Source organism: Streptomyces liliifuscus, from assembly GCF_016598615.1.
Classification (GTDB): Bacteria; Actinomycetota; Actinomycetes; order Streptomycetales; family Streptomycetaceae; genus Streptomyces; species Streptomyces liliifuscus.
Map to the genome: position 1 here is coordinate 2,664,466 of NZ_CP066831.1, position 25,776 is coordinate 2,690,241.

21 protein-coding genes and 1 pseudogene are annotated in these 25,776 nt (G+C 70.6%); 7 read left to right on the forward strand and 15 right to left on the reverse strand.

What is annotated here, in order from left to right; all coding sequences use genetic code 11:
- Nucleotides 1–22 precede the first annotated feature (22 nt).
- From JEQ17_RS11305 to JEQ17_RS11335, 7 genes are all read right to left on the reverse strand, one after another.
- Complete coding sequence (locus tag JEQ17_RS11305) at nucleotides 23–556, reverse strand: copper chaperone PCu(A)C (RefSeq protein ID WP_200395123.1); 534 nt, start codon at nucleotides 554–556, stop codon at nucleotides 23–25.
- Nucleotides 553–2,820 carry a heavy metal translocating P-type ATPase gene (locus tag JEQ17_RS11310; protein ID WP_200395124.1) on the reverse strand — a complete coding sequence of 756 codons (2,268 nt, stop codon included), beginning with the start codon at nucleotides 2,818–2,820 and terminating at the stop codon, nucleotides 553–555. The genes JEQ17_RS11305 and JEQ17_RS11310 overlap by 4 nt, the downstream gene beginning before the upstream one ends.
- The gene (locus JEQ17_RS11315; RefSeq protein ID WP_234048158.1) at nucleotides 2,817–3,116 is read right to left on the reverse strand and encodes a hypothetical protein; all 300 of its coding nucleotides are present in this window, start codon (nucleotides 3,114–3,116) and stop codon (nucleotides 2,817–2,819) included. Before JEQ17_RS11315 ends, JEQ17_RS11310 begins: the two co-directional genes overlap by 4 nt.
- 118 nt (nucleotides 3,117–3,234) lie before the next feature.
- Nucleotides 3,235–3,834, reverse strand: a complete 600-nt coding sequence (locus JEQ17_RS11320; RefSeq protein WP_200395125.1) for a hypothetical protein — start codon at nucleotides 3,832–3,834, stop codon at nucleotides 3,235–3,237.
- A complete protein-coding gene (locus JEQ17_RS11325) occupies nucleotides 3,831–4,694 on the reverse strand; it encodes a carbohydrate ABC transporter permease (RefSeq protein WP_200395126.1) in 864 nt (287 codons plus the stop codon). The genes JEQ17_RS11320 and JEQ17_RS11325 overlap by 4 nt, the downstream gene beginning before the upstream one ends.
- Entirely contained in the window at nucleotides 4,691–5,632 is a 942-nt protein-coding gene (locus tag JEQ17_RS11330; protein WP_200395127.1) for a carbohydrate ABC transporter permease, read from the reverse strand. Before JEQ17_RS11330 ends, JEQ17_RS11325 begins: the two co-directional genes overlap by 4 nt.
- Nucleotides 5,629–6,966: an ABC transporter substrate-binding protein gene (locus JEQ17_RS11335; protein WP_200395128.1), complete on the reverse strand. Its 1,338-nt coding sequence runs from the start codon at nucleotides 6,964–6,966 to the stop codon at nucleotides 5,629–5,631. Before JEQ17_RS11335 ends, JEQ17_RS11330 begins: the two co-directional genes overlap by 4 nt.
- Before the next feature lie 239 nt (nucleotides 6,967–7,205).
- On the opposite strand from JEQ17_RS11335, the gene JEQ17_RS11340 reads away from it, so the two are divergent.
- Nucleotides 7,206–8,519, forward strand: coding sequence for a Gfo/Idh/MocA family protein (locus JEQ17_RS11340; RefSeq protein ID WP_267924775.1), 1,314 nt, complete (start codon nucleotides 7,206–7,208; stop codon nucleotides 8,517–8,519).
- Between the two features lie 743 nt (nucleotides 8,520–9,262).
- On the opposite strand, the pseudogene JEQ17_RS11345 reads toward JEQ17_RS11340, so the two are convergent.
- Nucleotides 9,263–9,736: pseudogene (locus JEQ17_RS11345) on the reverse strand (NUDIX domain-containing protein); the annotation flags it as partial.
- A 114-nt stretch (nucleotides 9,737–9,850) separates the two neighbouring features.
- Between JEQ17_RS11345 and JEQ17_RS11350 the strand changes: the two are divergent.
- Nucleotides 9,851–10,318: a GNAT family N-acetyltransferase gene (locus tag JEQ17_RS11350; RefSeq protein WP_200395130.1), complete on the forward strand. Its 468-nt coding sequence runs from the start codon at nucleotides 9,851–9,853 to the stop codon at nucleotides 10,316–10,318.
- Between the two features lie 74 nt (nucleotides 10,319–10,392).
- On the forward strand, nucleotides 10,393–11,052 hold the full coding sequence (locus JEQ17_RS11355; protein WP_200395131.1) for an ATP-dependent endonuclease: 660 nt from the start codon (nucleotides 10,393–10,395) through the stop codon (nucleotides 11,050–11,052).
- A gap of 49 nt (nucleotides 11,053–11,101) precedes the next feature.
- Here JEQ17_RS11355 and JEQ17_RS11360 read toward each other — a convergent pair whose 3' ends face one another.
- From JEQ17_RS11360 to JEQ17_RS11380, 5 genes are all read right to left on the reverse strand, one after another.
- Nucleotides 11,102–12,259, reverse strand: coding sequence for an XdhC family protein (locus tag JEQ17_RS11360; RefSeq protein ID WP_200395132.1), 1,158 nt, complete (start codon nucleotides 12,257–12,259; stop codon nucleotides 11,102–11,104).
- Nucleotides 12,260–12,405: 146 nt separating this feature from the next.
- Nucleotides 12,406–13,863 carry an NCS2 family permease gene (locus JEQ17_RS11365; RefSeq protein WP_200395133.1) on the reverse strand — a complete coding sequence of 486 codons (1,458 nt, stop codon included), beginning with the start codon at nucleotides 13,861–13,863 and terminating at the stop codon, nucleotides 12,406–12,408.
- A 241-nt stretch (nucleotides 13,864–14,104) separates the two neighbouring features.
- On the reverse strand, nucleotides 14,105–16,504 hold the full coding sequence (locus JEQ17_RS11370; RefSeq protein ID WP_200395134.1) for a xanthine dehydrogenase family protein molybdopterin-binding subunit: 2,400 nt from the start codon (nucleotides 16,502–16,504) through the stop codon (nucleotides 14,105–14,107).
- A gap of 2 nt (nucleotides 16,505–16,506) precedes the next feature.
- Nucleotides 16,507–17,091, reverse strand: a complete 585-nt coding sequence (locus tag JEQ17_RS11375; protein WP_200395135.1) for a (2Fe-2S)-binding protein — start codon at nucleotides 17,089–17,091, stop codon at nucleotides 16,507–16,509.
- Complete coding sequence (locus JEQ17_RS11380; protein ID WP_200395136.1) at nucleotides 17,091–17,990, reverse strand: FAD binding domain-containing protein; 900 nt, start codon at nucleotides 17,988–17,990, stop codon at nucleotides 17,091–17,093. Before JEQ17_RS11380 ends, JEQ17_RS11375 begins: the two co-directional genes overlap by 1 nt.
- Before the next feature lie 429 nt (nucleotides 17,991–18,419).
- Here JEQ17_RS11380 and JEQ17_RS11385 point away from each other — a divergent pair, with 429 nt between their 5' ends.
- A complete protein-coding gene (locus JEQ17_RS11385; protein ID WP_200395137.1) occupies nucleotides 18,420–20,120 on the forward strand; it encodes a PucR family transcriptional regulator in 1,701 nt (566 codons plus the stop codon).
- 164 nt (nucleotides 20,121–20,284) lie between these two features.
- Entirely contained in the window at nucleotides 20,285–21,058 is a 774-nt protein-coding gene (locus JEQ17_RS11390) for a hypothetical protein (RefSeq protein ID WP_200395138.1), read from the forward strand.
- An 89-nt stretch (nucleotides 21,059–21,147) separates the two neighbouring features.
- Here JEQ17_RS11390 and JEQ17_RS11395 read toward each other — a convergent pair whose 3' ends face one another.
- The gene (locus JEQ17_RS11395) at nucleotides 21,148–21,954 is read right to left on the reverse strand and encodes a GntR family transcriptional regulator (protein WP_200395139.1); all 807 of its coding nucleotides are present in this window, start codon (nucleotides 21,952–21,954) and stop codon (nucleotides 21,148–21,150) included.
- Nucleotides 21,955–22,633: 679 nt separating this feature from the next.
- Here JEQ17_RS11395 and JEQ17_RS11400 point away from each other — a divergent pair.
- Both JEQ17_RS11400 and JEQ17_RS11405 read left to right on the forward strand, forming a co-directional pair.
- Nucleotides 22,634–23,527: a (2Fe-2S)-binding protein gene (locus JEQ17_RS11400; RefSeq protein ID WP_200395140.1), complete on the forward strand. Its 894-nt coding sequence runs from the start codon at nucleotides 22,634–22,636 to the stop codon at nucleotides 23,525–23,527.
- Nucleotides 23,528–23,853: 326 nt separating this feature from the next.
- Nucleotides 23,854–24,891, forward strand: coding sequence for a DUF2637 domain-containing protein (locus JEQ17_RS11405; protein ID WP_055615044.1), 1,038 nt, complete (start codon nucleotides 23,854–23,856; stop codon nucleotides 24,889–24,891).
- A 96-nt stretch (nucleotides 24,892–24,987) separates the two neighbouring features.
- Here JEQ17_RS11405 and JEQ17_RS11410 read toward each other — a convergent pair whose 3' ends face one another.
- Nucleotides 24,988–25,488, reverse strand: coding sequence for an ATP-binding protein (locus JEQ17_RS11410; protein ID WP_200395141.1), 501 nt, complete (start codon nucleotides 25,486–25,488; stop codon nucleotides 24,988–24,990).
- Nucleotides 25,489–25,776 lie beyond the last annotated feature (288 nt).

The following is a 25,776-nucleotide window of genomic DNA, read 5'->3' on the forward strand; positions in this document are numbered from 1 at the left end:
CCCCGCATCCGGCGGCCGGGTGTCACGGTGAGGCACGTACGTCGCCCGGGCCGACCACGACCGCCTCCACCGTGACCGGCCCGCTGCGCCGGAAGTGCAGCGTGAACGGGACCGGATCGCCGAGTTCCCACCGCGGGCCCGCCCGCAGGATCACGTCGAGGCCGTGCGGGGACATGGTGAGGCCCCCGTGGGCGGGGACGGCGGCCGAGTCCACCGGGTCCCGGTACGCGGCGCCGCCGCCCGTGGTGCGGTGGCGCCCGAGCGTGACCTCACCGCCGCCGGGCGAGGAGACTCGGACGAGCCGGTCGTCCGCGTCCCCGGAGTTGGTGATCCGGAAGAACGCGGCGGTGTCCCGGGTGTCGCCGTACGGAAGGAAGACGCGCCCGGCGGTGACCTCGATCCGCGCCGGATCGCCCGCCCGGCCGGCGGCGACCCAGGTGGTCAGGGCGCCGAGCGCGACGCTGCACGCGGCGACGGGCGCGAGCGCGGTGAGCAGGGTGTCGGTGAGGCGGCGTCGGGTAGGACGCCACGGATGCGGGTCGGTCGTCCGCGTCATCGTGTACGGCTCCGGGTTCGCGTCGGCTGCCAGGCGCGCAGCCGCAGGCTGTTGCCGACCACGAGCAGCGAACTCACCGACATGGCCGCCGCGGCCACCATCGGATCGAGCAGGCCCACCATGGCGAGCGGCACGGTCACGGCGTTGTAGCCGAAGGCCCACAGGAGGTTGACCCTGATGGTGCCGAGGGTGCGCCGGGCAAGCCGTACGGCGTCACCCAGTGCCTCGATGTCACCGCGTACGAGTGTCACGTCGGCGGCGCCGATGGCCGCGTCCGTCCCGCCGCCCATGGCGATCCCCAGATCGGCTCCGGCCAGCGCGGCGGCGTCGTTCACACCGTCACCGACGACCGCGACCCGGCGGCCGTCCTCCCTCAACTCCCGTACGAGGGCGGCCTTTTCCTCCGGTGTGCAGCGGGCGTGCACCTCCTCGATGCCGAGCGCGGAGGCGACCGCCAGGGCCGGGGCTTCCCTGTCCCCGGTGGCGAGCACCGGCCGCACCCCCAGCCTCCGCAGCCGGTCCACCGCCCGGTAGCTCCCGGGCCGCACGACGTCACCGATCTCGATCAGCGCCTCGGGCACGCCGTCGACCCGGACCAGGACCGGGGTGTACGCGGCGGCCTCCGCCATCTGCAGCGCGTCCGCGAGCGCCGCGGGCAACTCGTCGTCAGGCGCGAGGACTTCGACCAGCCTGCCTTCGACCCTGCCCCGGACACCGCGGCCCGCCTCGGCGCCGAACTCCCCCACGTCCGGCAACGGCCGCTCGGGCAGGGTCCGTTGTGCGTACGAGACGATCGCGCGTCCCAGCGGATGTTCGGAGCCCTGTTCCACCGCGCCGGCCAGCCGCAGCACCGCCTCCCGCCCGAGCCCGCCGGGCACCGCGGTGACCCGGGCGACGCTCATGTGGCCGGAGGTGAGGGTGCCGGTCTTGTCGAGTACGACCGTGTCGATGTGCTGGAGGGACTCCAGTGCCTGCGGCCCGGCGACCAGGACGCCCAGTTGGGCGCCACGCCCGGTGGCCGCCATGAGCGCGGTCGGTGTCGCCAGACCCAGTGCGCACGGACAGGCCACGACAAGTACCGCCACGCAGGCGGTGACCGCCGCCTGCGGGTCGGCCCCGGCACCGAGCCAGAACCCGAGCACGGTCACGGCGAGCGCCAGTACCACCGGCACGAACACCCCGGCCACCGCGTCGGCCAGCCGCTGCGCCCGCGCCTTTCCCGCCTGAGCTTCCGTCACCAGCTTGGTGATTCGGGCGAGTTGGGTATCGGCGCCGACCGCCGTGGCCCGTACGAGCAGCAGCCCGCCCGCGTTGACGGCACCGCCCACCACCGCCGAGCCCGGACCGACCTCGACCGGCTCGCTCTCGCCCGTGACCAGGGACAGGTCCACGGCGGAACTCCCCTCCGTCACCTCCCCGTCGGTGGCGACCCGCTCCCCGGGACGTACGACGAAGACGTGCCCCGTCCTCAACTGCTCGACGGGAAGCAGCCGTTCGGAACCGCCCTCGCGTACCGAGACCTCCTTGGTGGCGAGTTGGGCGAGCGACCGAAGCGCCGCCCCCGTCCCGTGCCGGGCCCGTGCCTCCAGGAAACGGCCGGCCAGCACGAACAGCGGTACTCCCACGGCCGCTTCGAGATAGATGTGCGCGGGGCCCTCCGACGCCGAGGGCAGCAGACTGAACGGCATCCGCATCCCGGGATCGCCCGCGCCGCCGAGGAACAGCGCGTAGGCCGACCAGGAGAAGGACGCCGCCACACCCAGGGAGACCAGCGTGTCCATGGTCGCCGTCGAGTGCCGCAGCCCGCGCAACGCCCGTACGTGGAAGGGCCAGGAGCTCCACACCGCCACCGGCGCGGCCAGTACGAAGCACAGCCACTGCCAGTTGCGGAACTGCCATGCGGGCACCATCGACAGGACGAGCACCGGCACGGCGAGCAGCGCCGTGACCGTCAGCCGCTCGCGCTCCTGCCGGGCGCCCTCGGACTCGGACTCGTCCCCGTCCTCGTTCCCGCTTTCCGGCCGCTCGGGAGGGGCGGGGAGGGCTGCCGTGTAGCCGGCCTTCTCGACCGTGGCGACGAGTTCCTCGGGAGGGACATGGGCCGGATGGCTCACCCGGGCCCGCCCGGTGGCCAGGTTGACGGTCGCGGTGACGCCGTCCAGCTTGGCGAGCTTCTTCTCGACACGGTTCACGCAGGCCGCGCAGGTCATCCCGCCGACGGTCAGGTCGGTCGTCACGACGACGGCCACCGGTTCGGCACTCATCGACCGCCGCTCCCGTGTGTGTCTCCCATGTCCATGTCCATGCCGCCCCCGCCCCCGCCGCCGTCTCCGTCGCCGCCGTCGTCCCCGTCGCGGCTCGTGCCGGTCTCGTGCATGCCGGGCGCCACGGGACCGACGGCGGCACCGGCCGCGTACGACGCCACGAACATGAGCGCGAGCAGCAGCAGGAAGCCGCACAGCGCGGGCGGCGGCACCAGCTTCCGCAGCGCCGCGCCCGCGTTCGCGCCGGCACTCGTACCAGCGCCCGTGCTCGGGGAGGGTTGTCGGGACTCGCCCATTCCGGTTCTCCAGATCGCACGGCGTCGGCCGGTCCGGGCCGTGACGGTCCAGAAGTCGGGCGCGCACCCCCCTGAGTTCCGGCGCGGGCCTATGGCGTACGTCACTCGGGTGGTGCTGTCACCCCTCCGGCCGATGCGGCATCCGTATGTCGACCGCCGTGAGCGCCAACGCCAGTGGTCCCGGCGCCAGGAACGCCAGCGGCAGCAGCATCCAGGCGCACAACACGGCCGCCGCGACGGCGAGCAGGACGAGACCGCTGCCGCCCACGTCCCGTACGGAGTCCCGGGCAGCCCCGCCCACCACCGCCCGCCAGCCGGTGAGCGACTCGGGGCGCCCACAGGCGCGAAGGCCCACGACGGCCGCGTACGCGCCGATGGCGGCTGCGACGATGGCGAACAGCGGGGCTCCGGGCAGTCCCGCGCGGGCCAGGGCGAGGTCCGCCCAGAGCAGCAGGGCGCCGGTCAGGAACAGCGCCCCGGCCGCGAGGTCCCCGGCCCGCAGGCGTCGCCGCAGGGTCGTCAAATACCGTCCTGCCGTGGCCGGTTGGTCCTCGCGGGCGCCGCGCAGGACCGCGCACGCCGTGGACAGTGCCGCCGGCAGGGTGACGACCGGCAGCGACACGAGGGCCGTGCAGACGCCGACGCTCAGCACGTCCGCGAACAGCGTCATGCGCGGACCGAAGATCTCGCCCGTCTCGCGGGCCTGTCCGGCGCTCATCCCTTGATCCCGGAGTTGGCCATGCCCTCGACCAGGAACCGCTGGAAGGCGAGGAAGAACAGCACGATCGGGAGGAGGGCGATCACCGACATCGCGAACATCGGGCCGAACGCGGACTGGCTGGACGCGTCCACGAACGACCTGAGCGCCAGCGTGAGCGTGAACTTCTCCGGTGAGAAGAGGTAGATCAGCTGGGTGAAGAAGTCGTTCCAGGTCCAGATGAAGGTGAAGATCGCCGTGGTGATGAGCGCCGGACGGGTGAGCGGGAGGATCACCAGGAAGAAGCTTCTGAACGGGCCGCAGCCGTCGATCCGTGCCGCCTCCTCCAGTTCGCGCGGCAGCCCCCGCATGAACTGCACGATGAGGAAGACGAAAAAGGCCTCCGTGGCAAGGAACTTGGGCAGGATCAGCGGCCAGTAGGTGTTCACCATGCCGAGCTGGTTGAAGATGATGTACTGCGGGATCAGCACGGCGTGGTGCGGCAGCATGATCGTCGCGATCATGAACGCGAAGAGCGGACCGCGGAAGCGGAAACGCAGCCGGGCGAAGGCGTACGCCGCCAGCGAGCAGCTCAGTACGTTCCCGACGACCGCGCCGCCCGCGATGAACAGCGAGTTGCCGAGCAGCTGCCACACGGAGACGTCGTTCACTCCGTCGAGAGCGGTCGTGTAGTTGGACCACTCCAGGCTGCCGGGCAGCAGGTCGAGGCTGGCGATGACCTCGTCGGCGGGCTTGAGCGAGGTCGCCAGCAGCCATGCCAGCGGGTACAGCATCACGAGCAGCGCGGCCAGACAGCCGAGGTGCAGGGCGACGCGGCGCCAGGCAACCGGCTTGCGTACGGCGACGGTTGAGGTGGTCATCGGTCCCCCTCGGACGCGTAGAAGACCCAGGAGCGCGAGGTCCGGAACAGCACGGCGGTGACCGCGCCGATGACGAGGAGCAGCGTCCAGGCCATCGCGGAGGCGTAGCCCATGTGGGAGGCGACGAAGCCGCGGTCGTAGAGGTAGAGCGTGTAGAAGAGGGTCGAGTCGGCGGGGCCGCCCTTGCCCGCGCTCACCGCGAAGGCGGGGGTGAAGACCTGGAAGGCCTGGATGGTCTGGAGCACCAGGTTGAAGAAGATCACCGGGGAGAGCATGGGCACGGTGATGGACAGGAACTGGCGCCATCGGCTCGCGCCGTCCACGGCGGCGGCTTCGTACAACTCCGTGGGGATCTGCTGGAGTCCGGCGAGGAAGATGACCATGGGGGCGCCGAACTGCCACACCGTCAGCAGGGCGACCGTGAAGAGTGCCCAGCCGGGTTTGTTGACCCAGCCGCCGGTGCCGAGGAGGTTGTCGACCGTACCGCCGTCGTTGAAGATGGCCCGCCACACGAGGGCGATGGACATCGAGGCGCCGAGCAGGGAGGGCGCGTAGAAGGCGGAGCGGTAGAAGCCCTTGCCGCGCCTCATGCTCTTCAGGGCGAGCGCGACGACCAGGGCGAGGCCGAGTTGGAGTGGTACGGCGATGACGACGTACGTGAGGGTCGCGACCACCGAACGCCAGTAGCGCGGGTCCTCCGTGAACATCTGTGTGTAGTTGCGCAGGCCCACCCACTGGGGCGGGTTGAACAAGTCGTAGTCCGTGAAGGAGAGATAGAGCGAGACGGCCATCGGGAGCAGGGTCAGTACGGCGGCACCGAGGACCCACGGGGAGAGGAACACCCAGGCGGCGCCCTCGCGTTGACGCTTCCCGGGTCGCTTCGGTGGTGTGGAGGGCTTCCCTGTGCGGGCGGCCGCCGGTATCTCGGTCGTGGTCATGACCTCAGCTCCGCCTTCGCCTCGGTGATGTAGTTCTCGGCCGCCTCGCGGGGCGACAGCCGCTCGTACGACACCTGGTCGTAGTCGCGCTGGAAGGTGGTCTGCAGGGCGCTGTCTCCCGAAGGGGGCGCCTGGGGCGGGGCGTTGAGGGTTCCGTCCACGGAGGCCTGGTAGTCGGCGACCGTCTTGTCGAAGTCCTTCAGCTCGGGGGCCAGGGTCGTGCGGATCGACTCGTTGACCGGGATGCCGCGGGTCGCGCCCAGGATCTTCGCGGCCTCCCTGTCGTTCAGCATGAAGTCGATGAGTTTGGCCGACTCCTCGGGATGGCCCGAGTCTGCCGCGACGCCCATGAACATCGACGGCTTGAAGTACTGGCCGGGGGTGCCGTCCTCGCCCGAGGGCATCGGTGCGAGCGTCACGCCCGTCGGGACGAGAGCCACGTAACCGCTCGACGGGGCGTCCCAGTTGAAGTCGGAGACGGACTTGCCGCGGCCGAGCGGGGTGTTCTCGACCGTGCCGTCGAGCTGGGTGGTCTGCTCGGCGGGCGCCACCGCGCCCTCCCGGCGGAGCTTGTCGGTGAAGGTCCACCAGCGGGTCAAGTCGTCTGCGGTGAAGCCCAGTTCGCGATCCTTGGTGTAGAGGGCCTTGCCCTGGCCGCGCAGCCACACCTCGAAGGCGTCCTCGCTCTGGCCCGGGTCGGTGGCGCCGGGTTTTCCGGTCCTCTCGGCGAGGGCGCGCATGGCGTCGGCCCAGTCGCTCCAGGTCCAGCCCTTCCGCGGCTTCTCGACACCGGACGACTCCCACGCCTTGGTGTCGTACACGACGGTCTCCGTGCCGCGGGCCTGCGGGACCGCGTACTGCTTGCCGTCCACGACCCCCGTGGCGAGCAGACCACGGTCGAACTCCTCGGTCCGTACGGCCTGTTGCTTCCCCAGGTCGAGGAGGACGCCGCCGGACGCGTACTGGTCGATCATGCGGTAGTCGAGCTGCATCACGTCGGGGGCGTCGCCGCCGGCCGCCTGGGTGGCGAGTTTCTGCTTGTAGGCGTCGTAGCCGGAGAAGGACGTCTGGACAACGATGTCCGGGTTCTTCTTCTGGAAGAGGTCTACGGCCTCCTGGGTTCGGGCCGCTCTGTCCGGGTTGCCCCACCAGGTGTAGCGCAGCACCACGTTGCCGCCTGCGCTGCTCGACTCGCCCGTGTCCGAGCAGGCGGTGAGTGCCGTTGCCGCCGCGCAGAGTGCGAGGAGCGTCGCCGTTGCCGTCGTCGTGCGGAACGGCCGGGGCTTGGCGGTCCTGCGGGGCGGCCAGGACTTCCTTGTCCTGTTTCCGGGCATGAGTGGGTCACCTCTTTCGCTAGAAAGCGCTTCCACCCCCCGGTACGACCCTAGGGAAGGTCCTGATGTCAGAACAAGACCCTTGCGTTGCCTCTGTCTCGTCCGGCGCTGGCGATGCGTCTGCCTCGTCTGTCGCTGGCGTTGACTCTGTCTCCTCTGTTGCTGGCGTTGGCTCTGTCTCGTCCGTCGCTGGTGATGCCTCCGTCTCGTCCGGCGGGGAGACGCGTCGGCGTTGTGCTGTGGTGGGGCTGGGGGCCCGTGCGCGGATGTTCACCGAGGCGCTGACCGGGCCGTACGCGGATCGGATCGAGTTGGTGGGGTTCTGTGACGTCAACTCCCGACGTATGGCCGTCCACAATGGGTGGATCGCGGGCGATCATCCTGGGCGGGGGGCTGTGCCCGCTTACGCCGCCGAGGACTTCGACGTGATGCTGCGGCGCGAGCGGGTGGATCTTGTTGTGGTGTGCAGTGTCGACCGCACTCATGACGACTACATCGTGCGGGCGCTGGAGGCGGGGTGCGATGTCGTCACGGAGAAGCCGATGACCACGGATGCGGAGAAGGCCCGCCGCATTCTTGACGCCCGGCGGCGGACCGGGCGTGAGGTGCGGGTGGCCTTCAACTACCGCTACAACCCGGTGCATTCGGCTGTACGGGAGCTCATCGCCGCCGGGGAGATCGGGGAGGTCGGGTCGGTGCACTTCGAGTGGCTGCTCGATCTGCGGCACGGTGCGGACTACTTCCGGCGGTGGCACCGGGACAAGGCCAACTCCGGTGGGCTGATGGTGCACAAGGCCACGCATCACTTCGACCTGGTCAACTGGTGGTTGGGGACTGAGCCGGAGACCGTGTTCGCGCAGGGCGGGCTGTTCTTCTACGGCGAGGAGGCCGGGCGGCGGCGGGGGCTCGCTCGGCCCTATGCCCGGGCTCATGGGGCTGCCGCGGCGGAGGGTGATCCGTTTGCGGTGCGGCTTGCCGACTCCGAGGTGCTGCGTGCGCTTTATCTGGAGGCGGAGGCGGAGGACGGGTATCACCGGGATCAGAACGTGTTCGGGCCTGGGGTGAGCATTGAGGATGACATGGCTGTTCTTGTGCGGTATGCGTCCGGGGCTTCCTTGACGTATCACTTGACCGCCTACTCCCCCTGGGAGGGGTATCGCGTTGCCTTCAACGGGAGCGCGGGGCGGTTGGAATTGTTGGTGGAGGAGTCGACGTGGACTCGGTCCGATGTGCGGGCCGATGGGGCGAGTCCTGTTGTGCACGGGGCGGCTGTGGGGGGTGAGGTCGGGCGTACGGAGTTGTTGCTTCGGCGGTTCTGGGAGCCGGCTCGTGAGGTGAGGGTCGGGGGCGGGGAGGGAGCCGCCGAGGGTGGGCACGGGGGTGGGGATGTGCGGATGCTGGCCGATCTGTTCGGGGATCGGTCCGGCGGGGATGCCCTGGGGCGGGCCGCGGATGCGGTGGACGGGGCGAGGTCGTTGGTCACTGGACTTGCCGCCAACGAGTCGTTCGTGACCGGGTTGCCCGTTCGGGTGCGGGATCTGTTGGACGTGTGAGGGCGTCCGCAGGCTGCGGGGAGAGGGTTGGGCGCTTCTGGTTCGGTGGGTGGGGCGGGGCCGTGCCGGTATGTCACGTTCGCGACGGCGGGGCATACGGCCCTGAGTTTCATCGGTCACCGTTTCCAGCGGGAGCCGTATGTCGCGAACGTTGACACACCGGCACGGCCCCGCCCCGCGCGCGTTGGCGCCTGCGGGTGCGTTGGGTGGCATTTGCCTACGATCCTCGCGTTGGCGCCTGCGGGTGCGTTGGGTGGCTTTTGCCTACGATCCTGGCGTGGCTCTCTTTGTTGTGCGGCGGGACAGCGTGGTGGGTGCCGACGAGGCTTGGCGGCGGCTCACCGTGTGGGAGCGGCATGCGGATGTGGTGCCGTTGACTCGGATCACTGTTGTCGCGGGGGCGGCGGACGGTGGGGTGGGCACCGTGTTCGTGGCTCGGTCCGGGGTTGGGGTCCTTGCGTTTGACGACCCCATGGAGGTTGTCGTGTGGCGGCCGCCTGTGGAGGGGCGGGCTGGGGTCTGTCGGCTCTTGAAGCGGGGGAGCTTTGTCACTGGGTGGGCCGAGATTGAGGTGCGTTCGGGGGTGGGTGGTGGTTCGCGGGTGGTGTGGCGGGAGGAGTTGAGGGTGCGGGGGGTGCCCCGGGTTTTTGATTCCTTGGTGGGGTGGGTGGCTCGGTGGGTGTTCGGGCGGGTTGTGCGGCTGCTGTTGGTGCGGACCTGACGGGCTCGAATTCGGACTCCAGATACTGGCGCAGGGCTTTCCGTCCCGCCGGGACGAAGCACCATTCATCGGCGGCTTTGCGCAGTTCGGTCGCTGTCAGCCAGTCGTGCCAATCGATCTCCATCGGATCCGGGGCCAGTGGCTCCGACACGAGTGCTTCGTGCACTCCTAGCCAGATGGGGCTGATCCCTTGTCGGCAAAGGAACTTGAAGAGGAAGTGCACCGGCGCGTTAATTCCGAGTTCTTCGGCCAGCTCGCGGGCCGCCGCCTCCTCGTACGGCTCCCCCACGTCCACGGCCCCGCCGACCATCACGTCGTAGTGGCCCGGGAAACGAGACAGCGTCCCGGCCCGCCGCAGCACCAGGATCCGACCTTCGCGATCACGACAGATCGTCGCCGCGATGCGATGCGGCCGGTTCTCCCGCACCGCCTCATCCCGCTCTACGACTCCCAGCACGCGGTCATGCTCGTCGACATGCTCCACCAGTTCGCCCACGGTGGCACGATCTCAGGCACCACTGACAACTCGGCCCCACGAACACCAGTGGCGTGTGTTCCGGCAGCTCAGGCGTATGGCGCTGTCCAGCAAGCGCCCTGTAGCTTGTAATGCATGAATGGTGATGATGACCCTTACGAATTGAGTGTGGGTGTGCCCTCTGTCGAGGTGTTTCGTCGCCTGCGTACCGATGCCGGGCTCTCGGACAAGGCGCCCGAGGCGGTTGCGGTTGCTCTGCCCAATACGTGGCACGGTGTGGTCCTGCGATATCAGGGGGAGCCCATTGGGATGGGGCGGATCATCGGGGACGGCGGTACCGCGTTCCAGGTCGTCGACATGTGCGTGCACCCCGCGCACCAGGGGCGCGGCCTCGGGAAGCGCATCATGGCCGCTCTCACGGAGGAGTTGGAGCGCAGGGCGCCCGCCACCGCGTACGTCTCGTTGATCGCGGACGGGCCCGCGCGCTTCCTCTATGAGAAGTTCGGGTTCGCCGACACCGCCGCGCACGACTCGATCGGCATGTACCGGGCGATGGACGGGGACTCGGCTCCGCAGTCGCCGACTCCTGGCAGGCCCTGCTAGGGAGAGGCTGCTGCGCTCCCACCGCGGCAAAAGTCTGTGGAGTGTGGTCGAGCGGAGTTGCGAGACTGGGGTTCATGAGCGACATGGAGAGGTTCCGTCGGGCCGTTGTCGAGTGGGCGGCCGGCGGGGTGGGGGCTTCGGCGGCCGGTGAGAGTGCGCGGGAGCTGGCGGTCGGGGTCGGGCTGCGTACGGTCGTGCTCGTCGAAGGGGGCAGCGATCAGGCCGCGGTCGAGGCGTTGGCCTCGCGGTGCGGTCGGGATCTGGACAGCGAAGGTGTGTCGGTCGTGCCGCTCGGGGGTGCGACCAGTGTCGGCAGGTTCGTGGATCTGTGCGGGCCCCAGGGGCTCGGTGTGCGGCTGGCCGGCCTGTGCGATGTCGGGGAGGAGCGCTTCTTCCGGCGGGCGTTGGAGCGGGCCGGGCTCGGTTCCGACATCCCGCCCGAGGGGCTGGAACCGCTTGGGTTCTACGTGTGCGACGTGGATCTGGAGGACGAGTTGATCCGGTCCCTCGGCGTCGATGTCGTCCAGCAGGTCGTGGTGGATCAGGGCGAGTCACGGCCGTTCCGTACTTTTCGGAATCAGCCCGCCCAGCGGGAGCGGACCGTGGAGCAGCAGCTGCGGAGGTTCCTGGGGACCCACAGTGGTCGCAAGGCCCAGTACGCGCGCGGGATGGTCGAGAGTCTGGATCTGGAGCGGACCCCTCGGCCGTTGGAGCGGCTCCTGGCCCACGTCTGATCGAGCATCGGACACGTTTCGCGCCTCGACCGCGGCGCGCGTGTGTGCGTCAGGCCACCGAACCTATTCGTGCTGTGGGGTTCTGAGTCGACGACATGTCGTGGTGGATCGGGGTGTGGGCGCCGGTCAGGGATGTTCCTGTGCCTCCTCGCCTGTTCGCGATGATTTCCGAGGCTATGGAGAGGGCCGTCTCCTCCGGCGTACGGGCTCCCAGGTCCAGCCCGATCGGGGAGCGCAGGCGGGTCAACTCCAGTTCGGTCACGCCGACTTCGCGAAGGCGTTCGTTGCGGTCCAGGTGGGTGCGGCGGGAGCCCATCGCGCCGACGTACGCCACGGGCAGGCGGAGTGCGAGTTGGAGGAGGGGTACGTCGAACTTGGCGTCGTGGGTCAGGACGCACAGGACCGTGCGGGCGTCCACCTGTGTGCGCTCCAGATAGCGGTGCGGCCAGTCGACCACGATCTCGTCCGCCTCCGGGAAGCGGGCCGAGGTCGCGAAGACCGGGCGGGCGTCGCACACCGTGACGCGGTAGTTCAGGAACTTGCCGATGCGGACCAGGGCGGACGCGAAGTCTATCGCTCCGAAGACGATCATCCTGGGGGGCGGAACCGACGATTCGATGAGCAGTGTGAGCGGTGCTCCACAGCGAGAGCCCTGCTCTCCGATCTCCAGGGTGCCTGTGCGGCCCGCGTCCAGGAAGGCGCGCGCCTCCTCGACGACCGTGCGGTCCAGCTCCGGGTGCGCGCCGAATCCACCCTCGTACGAGCCGTCCGGGCGCACCAGCAGGGCTCGGCCCAGGAGTTCCGTCGGCCCGGACACGATACGGGTCACCGCCGCCGGCTCCCCACGCGTGGCGGTGGCTAGGGCCGACGCGAAGATCTCCCGGGTGGAGTCCTCGGCGCGTACCGGTGTGACCAGGATGTCGATGATGCCGCCGCAGGTCAGGCCCACGGCGAATGCGTCGTCGTCGCTGTAGCCGAAGCGTTCGAGGACCGGTTTCCCATCCGCCAACGCCTGTTGGCACAGCTCGTACACCGCGCCCTCCACACAGCCGCCGGAGACCGAGCCGATCGCCGTGCCGTCGGTGTCCACCGCGAGGGCGGCGCCCGGCAGGCGGGGCGCACTGCCGCCGACGGCCACCACGGTGGCCACGGCGAAGTCGCGTCCCTGCTCGACCCACCGGTGCAACTCTTCGGCGATGTCCAGCATGTCTCGGTCTCCTGACGGTGGTTGGGGTGGCTGGGTGGTCGGGTCGGCCCCCGCGCCCCAAAAGGGGCGCGGGGAACTGCGCGACCAGCCACGACGGACCCGCGGACTAGGCACCCCGCAACCAGCGGAGCGCCTCCGCGGAGCGCCTAGTGGACGCCCATCCAGCTCTCGATCGGGTTCAGGGCGAAGAAGACGAGGAAGATCACCGTCAGGCCCCACATGAACGCCCCGATCTCGCGGGCCTTGCCCTGGGCGACCTTGATGGCGACGTAGCTGATGACTCCGGCCGCGACGCCCGCGGTGATGGAGTACGTGAACGGCATGATCACGACCGTCAGGAAGACCGGGATCGCGGTGGCGCGGTCGGCCCAGTCGACGTGCCGGGCGTTCATCATCATCATGGCGCCGATGACGACCAGGGCGGCGGCCGCGACCTCGCCCGGGACGATCGCCGTCAGCGGGGTGAAGAACAGACAGGCCGCGAAGAACAGGCCCGTGATGACGGAGGAGAGTCCGGTGCGGGCGCCTTCTCCGACGCCGGTGGCGGACTCGACGAACACCGTCTGGCCCGAGGCGCCCGAGACGCCGCCGATCGCGCCGCCCGCGCCGTCGATGAACAGCGCCTTGGACAGGCCCGGCATCCGGCCCTTGTCGTCGGCCAGCTTGGCCTCGGTGCCGACGCCGATGATGGTGGCCATCGCGTCGAAGAACCCGGCGAGGACCAGGGTGAAGACGATCATGCCGACCGTCATCGCGCCGACCTGGCCCCAGCCGCCGAACTCCACGTCTCCGAAGATCGAGAAGTCGGGCATGGACACCGCGCTGCCGTGCAGCTCGGGCGCGCCACTGGCCCACTGCTTGGCGTCGATGACGTCGAGGGTGTTGAGGACGACGGCGAGTACGGTGCCGCCGACGATGCCGATCAGGATCGCGCCGGGGATGCCGCGTGCCTGGAGCATGAAGATGGCGAGCAGGGTGACGGCGAAGAGCAGGACGGGCCAGCCGGCGAGTTCGCCGGTCGCGCCGAGGGAGAGCGGGGTCGCCTTGCCCTGGTGGACGAAGCCCGCCTTCACCAGGCCGATCAGGGCGACGAACAGGCCGATGCCCATCGTGATCGCGTGCTTCAGCGCGAGGGGGATGGCGTTCATGATCATCTCGCGCAGCCCGGTGACGACCAGGAGCATGATCACGACGCCGTACATCACACACATGCCCATGGCCTGCGGCCAGGTCATCTGGGGCGCGACCTGCGAGGAGAGGACGCCGGAGACGGAGAGTCCGGCGGCCAGGGCGAGCGGCACCTTGCCGAAGAAGCCCATCAGGAGCGTGGTGAAGGCCGCCGCGAACGCGGTCGCGGTGATCAGGGCCTTCTGGCCGAGCGTGTCCCCCGCCGCGTCCTTGCCGGACAGGATCAGGGGGTTGAGCAGCAGGATGTACGCCATCGCCATGAAGGTGGTGACGCCGCCGCGCACCTCACGCGCGACCGAGCTTCCTCGCTTGGATATGTGAAAGTACCGGTCGAGCCAGGACCTGCCGGCCGGGATACGGGTTCCTTCACCCGCATCGTCGGCGGTGGTCCTCGGCTCCAGTGACTGCTGGGTCATGTGGGCCTACTCCCAAGGTTCACAGGGGCACCCGCTGTCGCCTTCGGCGTGTGCGGGATTTGGGAAGGTGCTTCGGCCGCACGACCCGGGGGACGGCCCGAGACGAACGAATCGTGGTGCTGCACATGGACCGGTACCGGGTGTCGCCGTTGGACGTACGGTCGTCCGGTGCCGGGGGTGCCGTTGTTGTGCCCAGCCGTTCCGGCCTGCGGAACGGCTGCCCACAACGACGGCGGGGCGCCTATGCCGTGCCGGTGAGGTGTTCCGGTCGGACCGGCGTCCTGTCGAGCTCCAAGCCCGTCGCGTTCCGGATCGCCGCTAGCACGGCCGGAGTCGACGACAGAGTCGGTGCCTCGCCGATGCCACGGAGCCCGTACGGCGCGTGGTCGTCGGCGAGTTCGAGCACGTCGACGGGGATGGTCGGCGTGTCGAGGATCGTGGGGATGAGGTAGTCGGTGAAGGAGGGGTTCCTGACCTTCGCCGTGACGGGGTCGACGATGATCTCTTCCATCACCGCGATGCCCAGGCCCTGGGTCGTACCGCCCTGGATCTGGCCGATGACGGACAGCGGGTTGAGCGCCTTGCCGACGTCCTGGGCGCAGGCCAGTTCGATGACCTTCACCAGGCCCAGTTCGGTGTCCACCTCGACGACCGCGCGATGGGCGGCGAAGGAGTACTGGACATGGCCGAAGCCCTGGCCCGTACGGAGGTCGAAGGGCTCGGTCGGCCGGTGCCGCCACTCCTCCTCGACCTCCACGGATTCGTTCTCCAGTACGTCCACCAGGTCGGCCAGTACCTCGCCGCCGTCGGTGACGACCTTGCCGCCCTCCAGGAGCAGTTCGGCGGTGGCCCAGGCGGGGTGGTACGTGCCGAACTTGCGGCGGCCGATCTCCAGGACCTTCTCGCGGACGAGCTCGCAGGAGTTCTTGACGGCGCCGCCGGTGACGTACGTCTGACGGGACGCGGAGGTCGAACCCGCCGAGCCCACCTGGGTGTCGGCCGGGTGGATCGTCACCTGGGCGACGCCCAGCTCGGTGCGGGCGATCTGCGCGTGGACGGTGACGCCGCCCTGGCCGACCTCGGCCATCGCGGTGTGGACGGTGGCCACCGGCTCTCCGCCGACAACCTCCATGCGGACCTTGGCCGTTGAATAGTCGTCGAAGCCCTCGGAGAAGCCGACGTTCTTGATGCCGACCGCGTAGCCGACGCCTCGTACGACGCCTTCGCCGTGGGTGGTGTTGGAGAGGCCGCCGGGAAGCTGGCGGACGTCCGCCGCCTCGCCGGCCGCGAGCCACTGCTGCTCGGGCGGCATGGGCATCGCCTTGACGCGGCGCAGGAGTTCGGCGACCGGGGCCGGGGAGTCGACCGGCTGGCCGGTCGGCATGATCGTGCCCTGCGACATCGCGTTGAGCTGGCGGAACTCGACCCGGTCCATGCCCACCTTGTCGGCGAGCTTGTCCATCTGTGCCTCGTAGGCGAAGCACGCCTGGACCGCGCCGAAGCCGCGCATGGCGCCACAGGGCGGGTTGTTGGAGTAGAGGGCGATCGCCTCGATGTCGACGTCTTCGAGTACGTACGGGCCGACCGAGAGGGATGCCGCGTTGCCGACCACCGCCGGGGACGCGGAGGCGTAGGCGCCGCCGTCCAGGACGATGCGGCACTTCATGTGCGTGAGCCTGCCGTCCTTCGTGGCCCCGTGCTCGTAGTAGAGCTTCGCGGGGTGACGGTGGACGTGGCCGAAGAAGGACTCGAAGCGGTTGTAGACGATCTTGACCGGCTTGCCCGTGCGCAGCGCGAGGAGACAGGCGTGGATCTGCATCGACAGGTCCTCGCGGCCGCCGAACGCGCCACCGACGCCGGAGAGCGTCATGCGGACCTTGTCCTCGGGCAGGCCGAGGACGGGTGCGATCTGCTTGAGGTCCGAGTGCAGCCACTGGGTGGCGATGTAGAGGTCGACGCCACCGTCCTCGGAGGGCACGGCGAGGCCGGACTCCGGGCCGAGGAAGGCCTGGTCCTGCATGCCGAAGGTGTACTCGCCCTCGACGATGTGGTCGGCGCGCCTCCGGGCCGCCTCGACGTCGCCGCGGACGATCGGCTGGCGGTGCACGATGTTCGGGTGCGGGACATGGCCGATGTGGTGGTCGTCGCGGCCCTCGTGGACGAGGATCGCGTCGGGCGCGGTCGCGGACGCCTCGTCCGTGATGACCGGCAGTTCGCGGTACTCCACCTTGATCTTGGCGGCGGCGCGACGCGCGGTCTCCGGGTGGTCGGCCGCGACGATCGCGACCGGCTCGCCGTGGTGGCGGACCTTGCCGTGCGCGAGCACCGGGGTGTCCTGGATCTCCAGGCCGTAGTTCTTCACCTCGGTCGGCAGGTCGTCGTACGTCATGACGGCGTAGACGCCGGGGGTCTTCAGCGCCTCGACCGTGTCGATGGAGACGATCTCGGCGTGGGCGACCGTGGAGCGCAGGATCTGGCCCCAGAGCATGTCTTCGTGCCACATGTCCGAGGAGTACGCGAACTCGCCGGTGACCTTGAGGATGCCGTCCGGGCGGAGCGTGGACTCGCCGATGCCGCCCTTGGTCCGGGAACCCTGGGTGACCTTGGTGGGAGTGCCGAGGGGAGCGCTTTTGCCGGCCATCGTCAGACCACCTCTCCCTGTCGGGCGGCCGCCAGGCGGACCGCGTCCATGATCTTCTCGTAGCCGGTGCAGCGGCAGAGGTTGCCCGACAGCGCCTCGCGGATGTCCGCGTCGCTCGGGGTCGGGTTGCGCTCCAGCATCTCGTCGGCGGCGACCAGCAGGCCGGGCGTGCAGAAGCCGCACTGGACGGCGCCGGCGTCGATGAACGCCTGCTGGATCGGGGAGAGTTCGGCGCCCTCGCCGGTCTGCGAGTCGGACGGCTTGGCCTCCCACTGCTTGGCCGCGTCCAGAGGCGTACCGCAGGCTCCGGACGCACAACCCCCGTGCTCCGCGCGCTGTTTGGCGAAGTCGGCGAGGCCCTCGACCGTGACGACCTCGCGGCCCTCGACCTGGCCGGCCGCGACCAGACACGAACACACCGGTACGCCGTCCAGGCGGACCGTGCAGGAGCCGCACTCGCCCTGCTCGCAGGCGTTCTTGGAGCCGGGCAGGCCCATGCGCTCGCGCAGGACGTAGAGCAGGCTCTCGCCCTCCCAGACGTCGTCGGCTTCCTGCGGACGGCCGTTGACCGTGAAATTGACGCGCATTACGCGACACTCCCCTTCCGATGTGTCCGGCCGTCAGTGCCGCGGTACGACTCCCAGGTCCAGGTCAGCGTGCGGCGGGCCATGATGCCGACCGCGTGGCGGCGGTAGCTCGCCGTGCCCCGGACGTCGTCGATCGGGTTGCAGGCCGCCGAGCACAGCTCCGCGAACTGCTTGGCCACCGACGGGGTGATGATCCTGCCGTTGTCCCAGAAGCCGCCCTCTTCGAGCGCCGCGTTCAGGAACTCCTCGGCGGCCTTGGCCCGTACGGGCGTGGGCGCGGCCGAGCCGATGCCGGTGCGGACCGTGCGGGTGTCGGGGTGCAGGGCCAGACCGAAGGCGCAGACCGCGATCACCATGGCGTTGCGGGTGCCGACCTTCGAGTACTGCTGCGGGCCGTCGGCCTTCTTGATGTGCACGGCCCGGATGAGCTCGTCGGCGGCGAGCGCGTTGCGCTTCACACCGGTGTAGAAGGCGTCGATCGGGATCAGCCGGGAGCCCCGTACGGACTCGACCTCGACCTCCGCGCCCGCCGCGAGGAGGGCGGGGTGGGCGTCGCCAGCCGGGGAGGCGGTGCCGAGGTTGCCGCCGACTCCGCCGCGGTTGCGGATCTGCGGGGAGGCCACCGTGTGGGAGGCGAGGGCCAGGCCGGGCAGCTCGCCGCGCAGCTGCTCCATGATCGCCGTGTACGGGACCGAGGCGCCGAGGCGGACGGACTCCTCGCCGACCTCCCACTCACCCAGTTCGCCGATGCGGTTCAGGTCCAGCAGGTACTCGGGCCGGCGGTGGTCGAAGTTGATCTCGACCATCACATCGGTGCCACCCGCAATCGGCACAGCGGTGGGGTGCTCGGCCTTCGCGGCGAGCGCCTCCTCCCAGCTGGCGGGGCGAAGGAAGTCCATGACCGGCTCTCTTCTTCGTCTCGTGGATGGTTCTGTTCAAGCCAGTTCGTGTGCGGCGGGCCCGGCTCGTTCATACGTTGTTCACGTGGATTGAAATCAGTACACAGCGCCGTCCCGCACCTGGGTCAGTCACCGAAACCATGAAGGAGTTCGCTGGCCAGGGCGCGCATCTTGTAGATTCGTATGAACGGAGGTCATCAGTAACCTCTCTGCTTTTCTCCGGAAACACCACACGCAGCGCCGGGAATCAGCGACCACCTGTCGCGAAAGCCCAGGACACGGGCCATGGGGGCCGGAACCATCGTCCACCGGACCCCTCGGGCCCACTCTGCGGAACCCGGGAACCCGTGCACGGGGCATCCAACCTCGGGTCCCTCCGGAACCATCCAGATCCATCGTAGTTTTCGAGACAGAACGGCGGCGACGAGAATGCGGCTGCGCGCACTGCTGGACACGGACGCGCTGGGCCTGCGGCTGCTCGGCGGCGAGGACGAGCTCGACCGCACGGTCCGTGGCGTGATGACCACGGACCTGCGGGACCCCAGCCGCTATCTCTCGGGCGGCGAGCTGGTGCTCACGGGGCTCGCCTGGCGCCGCGACGCCACCGATTCGGAACCCTTCGTTCGGATCCTCGCGAGCGCCGGGGTCACCGCGCTGGCCGCCGGTGAGGCCGAGCTCGGCCCCATCCCCCAGGACCTGGTGGCGGCCTGTGCGCGGCACCGGCTGCCGCTGTTCGCCGTCAACGAGTCGGTGGCCTTCGCGACGATCACCGAACACGTCGTACGGCAGGTGTCGGGCGAGCGCGCCGGGGACCTGGCGGCCGTGGTGGACCGGCACCGCCGGATGATGACCTCCGGTCCCGCGGGCGGCGGCCCGGACGTGGTCCTGGACCTGCTCGGCTCCGACCTGGACCTGCGGGCCTGGGTGCTCTCCCCCGCCGGGCGCCTCATCGCGGGCTCCCCCGGCGCCGAGCCTGGGCTGCCCTCCACGGTGTGCGCGGCACTGGCCGGCGAGCACCTGGCGGCGGTCCGCACCGGGCGGCGCGGGCCGTACCGGGTGGCGGTGGGCGGCACCACGTACTCGCTCTTCCCCATCCGCAGCAGCACGCGGGGCACGGGCGCGGCGGGTGCGACGCCGGGTGCGCCGGGCTCGCGGGACGTCCGCGAGACGGTCCTGTCGGACTGGCTCCTCGCGGTCGAGGCCGACGCCGGGGACTGGCCGGCGGAGCGCCTCGACCTGCTGGAGGGCGTGACCCAGCTGATCTCCGTCGAGCGGGACCGGCGGGACGCGGCACGCACGGTGCGGCGGCGGCTCGCGCAGGAGGTCCTCGAACTCGTGCAGACCGGCGCCGCGCCCGGCGAGATCGCGGCGCGGCTGCGGGTCGCGGCCCCCGTGCTGCTGCCGGGGCTCGGCGCGGCCCCGCACTGGCAGGTCGTGGTCGCCCGGGTCGAGTGGGACGGCGGGGAGATCGAGGGCGGTGCGGTGGCGCAGGCACTCCTGGAGGAGATCCTCGTCGACCCGCTGTCGTCGGGCCCCGAACCCTCCGACCGGATCGCGGTCGCCCATACGGGTGACGAGGCCATCGCGCTCGTACCGCTTCCGGCGGTTTCCTCGGAGCACGACGGATCGGAGGCCGGGCTGCACGCGGACACCCTCCTGGCGGCCGTACGGGACCCGCTGTCGGCGGGCCTCGACGACGACGGGCGGCTCACGCTCGGCGTCAGCGCCTCCGTGCACTCGGCGGAGGGGCTGCGCGGCGCCCTGGAGGAGGCCCGGCACGCACGCCGGGTCGCCGCGGCGCGGGCCGGCCGGGTGTGCGCGGCCGGGCACCAGGAGCTGGCCTCGCACGTCCTGCTGCTGCCCTTCGTGCCGGACGACGTGCGCCGCGCCTTCACCGCGCGGCTCCTGGATCCCCTCCGCGACTACGACCGGCGCCACCGCGCCGAGCTGATCCCGACCCTTGAGGCGTTCCTCGACTGCGACGGCTCCTGGACCCGGTGCGCGGCCCGTCTGCACCTGCACGTCAACACGCTGCGCTACCGGGTGGGACGCATCGAGCAGTTGACGAGTCGCGATCTTTCCCGCCTGGAGGACAAGCTCGACTTCTTCCTTGCGTTGCGCATGAGCTGAGGTCACAAGGGTGCGCGGCGAGTGGCACCAAGTGCCTTCGCCGCCACACCCCTTGTCCCACGACTTTGTGAAATCCTTCACCCACCCCCTTGGCCGGGCGAGTGCATTCGTGCTGAGATGCCGCCACCACTCAACAGCTCAATGGCGTGCTCGGGGAGGGCAACGTGGCGCATACCGCCATGTCTGGTTACGGGACGACTGCAGGGGACGATCCACTCCAGACCGCGGTGTGGCGGCTGCGCTCGCGCGCCTGCTGGGCCGACGCGGCGGCGCTCCTCGAACCGCACACGGCCTCGGCCGCGCTCCAACGGGCCTCGCTCCTCGTCGAGCGGTGCCTCTACACCGAGCAGGGCTGGGCGGAGGCGGAGGACGCGCTGCGTACGGCGGAGGCGCTGGCCCAGTCCGACGACGAGCGGGGCGCCGCTGCGTGCGAGCGCGGACAGCTCGCGTACGCCTCCACGCTGCTCGCCGTCCGCGACCGGGCCGACGAGGCGCGGGCCGCGCTCGGCCGTGCGGCGGCCCTGATCGCGCCGGGTGCCCCAGGCCGTGCTCTGCTCGACTTCCGGCGCGGGCTCCTCGCCGAGAACCTCGCCCGCTCCCCGCAGTCCGCGCGCGCCGCCTACCGCCGCGCCCATGCCGGCGCCACCGCCCAGGACGACCCTCTGCTGCTCTCCTTCACCTGGCGCCACCTCGCCGGACTCGCCCTGCGCGAGGGCGAGTTGGCGGAGGCCCGGCACGGCTTCGGTGAATCCCTGCGGATCCGGGAGGAGTTGGGCTATCTGGTGGGCACGGCCCCGGCCCTGGCCTCCCTGGCCGACGCGGAGACCGAGCCGGAGGCCTCGCGGCTGCGCGCGGAGGCGGGGCGGCTGTTCCGCCTCCTGGGGGGCGTACCGACGTGGCTGGCGGACCAGTTGACGCCACCGGCGGCTACGGCCTGAGCCCCGCGCCCTTCAGGGGCGCGGGGAACTGCGCGACCAGCCCCCACCGGGCCCGCACATGACATACGAGCCGGCGGCAGCCACGTAGCTCACATGCTGACGAAGTGTTCCCGCAGGAGCGCCTCGACCGCCGACAGGTCCTGCGCGGAAAGGGCGTCCAGAAGGGCAAGATGCTGCGCCGCGTCCGCCATCAGTTCGAGGCGGGCGCGAGCGGTCGGGCTTCCGCCGAGGGGCCACTGCGCCCGCCGGTGCAACTCGTCCGCGATGCGTACGAGTTGATCGTTGCCCGCGAGGGCGAGGATCGCCCGGTGGAAGGCGCGGTCGGCCTCGGCGTACGTCGCCCGGCAGCCGACGGCCGCCGCCCTGGCCGTCTCCTCCGCGAGGGGGCGCAGGTCCTCCCAGTCGTCGGCCGGCAGGGTGCAGGCCAGGCGCAGCATCACGGGCGCCTCGATCAGCCCGCGGATCTCGGCGAGTTCGGCCAGCTCGCGGGCGCCGCGCTCGACGACGCGGAAGCCCCGGTTCGGTACGACCTCCACGGCGCCCTCGACGGCGAGTTGCTGCATCGCCTCGCGTACGGGCGTCGCCGAGACACCGAAGCGCTCGCCGAGCGCGGGGGCCGAGTAGACCTCACCGGGGGCGAGTTCACCGGCCACGAGGGCGGCCCGCAGCGCGTCGAGGATCTGACCGCGGACGGAGGCTCGCTGAATCGCGGGGCGGGGAGACGCGGACGGGAAGGGGGAGGAGGAGGGGGCCGCGGAAGACGTACGGGCGGCGGGGACGCCCCGCGAGCCGGATCCATCACGTACGCCGGACCCATCGCGCACGCCAGATCCACCACGTGCGCCAGACCCGTCACGTGCGCCTGATCCACCACGTGCGCCAGACCCATCGCGCACGCCAGAACCATCACGTACGTCGGGGCCGCCGGGCGCCGTCGGTGTGCTCGGTGCTCCGAGTCCTCCGGGCGTGCCGTGGCTTCCGGGTCCCCCGAAAGCGCCGGGGGCGGCGGGGGCTCCGGAGGCCCCGTGGTGCCAGGGGTCTCCGAAGGCCTCCGGCGTGCCCGGACGGCCGGAGGCGGCCGTCGAGGTCCGGCGTGCACCGGTGCCCGGCGCGTCCGCCGAGGCCGGGAGGCCCTCCCGCGTCACCCTCGGCTGCGGAATGGGCGTCTCGCTGTGCGTGTGCTCCCCGCGGGCGGTGTGCTCGGCGGGAGCGGGAGCGGGAGCAGGAGCGGCGGCGGGGGCTGAAGCCGGGGTGCCAGGTGCTGCGGCGGCGTCCCGGGGGGCGTTTTCGCTGAACGCCCGGCCGGCCGCGCGCTCCCGGCCTTCGCCCGGCGCCCGGGTCTGCTGCTGGGGTACCCGAGGCGTCTCCGCGCCGGAGGCGGTCTCCGAAGGGTCTCCTGCGGAGCCGTACGCCTCGCGCGAACCGGCCTTCTCCACGGGAGCCTCCTCCAGGACGGGCAGTGGTGGTGAGTATTTCGGTCGGGGTCCGGAGCGACCCCGACAGAACAGGGTAAACCTCGATCGTATCGGGTAAGGTAAGCCTTACCTGCAACCGATCACGGAACGGGGCCCCCGCATGTCCGCTCCCGCCCCGGCCGAGACCTCGACCGGCGCAGACGTACGCCCGGTCGGCCGCCCGATCGGCTCGGCCCTCACAGCGGCGTACACGCGGATGACCGAGGTGCTCCCGTCCCTGGGCGTCACGGAACTCGCACCGCACGAACCGGCCCCGACGGGCGACGGGTGGATCTCCGTCGCCGGACTCGCGGAGGGCGGGGCCGTACTGGACGCGTTCCTCGCGTGGGACGACGACCAGGTGCTCAGGGACCACGGACGGCGGGGCCGCCCGGACGTGATCGCCAGCTTCGGTCTGCACCGTTACGCCTGGCCGGCCTGTCTGCTGATCACGGTGCCGTGGTTCCTGCTGCGCCGGGTGCCCCGCTTTCCCGTGGAGCACGTCACCTTCCAGCGCATGCCCGGCAGCATCGCCGTACGCGTCGGTGAGTTCGCCTGCCTGCCGGACGATCCGGCGGCCGCGCTGCCCGGCGCCCGGGTCGTTCCCGACGAGGAGGCCCTGCGCGCGGCGGTACGGGCCGCCGTGGCCGAGCACCTGGAACCGGCCCTCGACGCGTTCGGCCCCCGGACGCGCCGCCGGGGCCGTGCCCTGTGGGGCATGGCGACGGACGAGGTCGTCGAAAGCCTCTGGTACGTCGCCGGGCTCCTGGGCGAGCAGCGGCGCGCGAAGGACGAACTGGAGCGGCTGTTCCCCGGCACGACCCGGCCGTACGTCGGCACGGCCGGCTTCCGCGAGGTGACCGGTTCGAACGGCGAGTGCCTGTCCACCCGCGACCGGGCGAGCTGCTGCTTCTACTACACCCTCGACGCCGAGGACACCTGCGCCAACTGCCCGCGCAACTCCGATGCGGTCCGCATCGCGAAGCTGACGGCGGAGGCCGCCGCCGCGGGCTGACCCCGTGGCAAAAGGCTGACTCCACGTCACGTAAGATCAACTCGGCACGGAACCGGGCACCTTCACGGCCGTCCGGCCGAGCCCTTTGGTTACAGTCGATTCACAAAATCCTCACTTGCCGCAAGAACTTTCCGTGGAACCACCCGTAAGGGTAATCTAACTCGAACTCAACTCCCGCTCCTCAAGCGGCAGTTCGAGGAGAATGCCGTCCTCGCGCATACCCTTGCACTCCCTTGGCGGCCTCTTGCCCCGAAACCCTCTGAGGACGCACGGGATTGGGCCACTATGGCGGGCGTTACGCCCTATCCCAATGCAAGGGACCCCAGATGAGACTGACCGACATATCGCTGAACTGGCTGCTTCCCGGCGCCGTGCTGCTCCTGGGCCTGCTGGCGGCGGTTGCGGTGCTCGCGCGTGGCAAGCGCGCCGGGGAGAAGACCCACGCCGACGATTCGTGGGAGCGCACGGAAGAGCGCCGCAGGCGCAAGGAGGCCGTCTACGGCACCGCCTCCTATGTACTGCTCTTCTGCTGTGCCGCGGTCGCCGCCGCACTCTCCTTCCATGGCCTGGTCGGGTTCGGCGAGCAGAATCTGAACCTGTCCGGCGGCTGGCAGTACCTGGTGCCGTTCGGCCTGGACGGCGCGGCCATGTTCTGCTCCGTACTCGCGGTGCGCGAGGCCAGCCACGGTGACGCGGCGCTCGGCTCCCGGATACTCGTGTGGACGTTCGCGGCCGCCGCCGCCTGGTTCAACTGGGTGCACGCCCCCAGGGGCCTCGGCCACGCGGGCGCCCCGCACTTCTTCGCCGGCATGTCCCTGTCGGCCGCCGTCCTGTTCGACCGCGCGCTGAAGCAGACCCGCCGCGCCGCCCTGCGCGAGCAGGGCCTGGTGCCCCGGCCGCTGCCGCAGATCCGGATCGTTCGGTGGCTGCGTGCCCCGCGCGAGACCTACGGCGCCTGGTCCCTGATGCTCCTCGAGAACGTGCGCAGCCTGGACGAGGCCGTCGAGGAAGTGCGTGAGGACAAGCGGGAGAAGGAGCAGAACCGTCTGCGTCGGCGCGACCAGGAGAAGCTGGACCGTGCCCGCATCAAGGCGATCACCCGCGGCCACCGCGGAATGATCGGACGCGGCGGTGGCCGTCAGGCGGAACTCCAGCCGGCCCCGGCGGCCACCCAGGTCGCCGCGGAGCCTGCCATAGCAACGCCGGAACTACCCGCACGCGCCGCCCGACCCTCGTTGCAGCCCGTCCGCCGAGGCACTGAGTCCTCGACGGTCGATCTCACCGCGGAGGACGACACAATGGCGCTCCCTCGACTCGACTCCCTTGAGCGCAAGCTGAAGGACCTGGAGCAGCAGTTCGGCTGATCCGGGCCGGGGCCTGTTGAGGTCTCAACTCTGGACGGGGGCGCGGCAGTTGATGCCGCGCCCCCGTCCAGTTTCATGTCCTGGCCCCGTCCGGTTTCACGCCGCTCCCGCGTCCAGCTCGAACCACACCACCTTTCCAACTCCGTGGACCCGGACGCCCCAGGCGTCCGCGAGGGACTGCACCAGGATCAGGCCTCTGCCGTGCGTACCGTCGTCGGCGTTCGGTACCCGCAGTCTCGGCCTGCGTCCCACGAAGTCCCTTACCTCCACCCGGAGTCCGCGCGGGCCGACGGTGGCTGTCAGCAGCGCGTCATGGTTCGTGTGGACGAGAGCGTTGGTGACGATTTCGCTGGTCAGCAACTCCGCTATCTCGGATCGGCCCGGCCGCCCCCAGTGGGCGAGCAGGTCCCGCAGCGCCCTGCGGACCTGGGGCACCGCCCGGAGGTCGCAGCGCCCGAGCCTGAGCCTGAGTTGCGGAACACCGTGCTGGTCGGTCGTTCCGTCCGCTGTGTCCCCCGCCGTAGTGGTCGTCTGTACCGTCTTCGCCGAGAAGGCCCCGGATACGACGGGACCGCCTCCTCGTGCCTGCCTCTTCATGACCCCCGCCCGCACGCCGCTGTCGATTCCCCTCCTGCTCGAACACGTTCACGGAATGCATGCCCCGGCCCGGAACACGACACTCATGTCGAATCGTCAACCACCCTTGATACGTCCGCAGATGGCCCGTCACCGACCGGAAAAGTCGCACGACAACCGACCCGCCCGAGCCGCCGCCACCCGACGGACGATCACGGGTGGCGGGCCAGGCACCGCGGGAGTGGAGGGCTGCCAGGTGAAGGGGCTGCCGTTCGCCGTTCCGGGTGCCCCCTCAAGGGCCGACCGGCG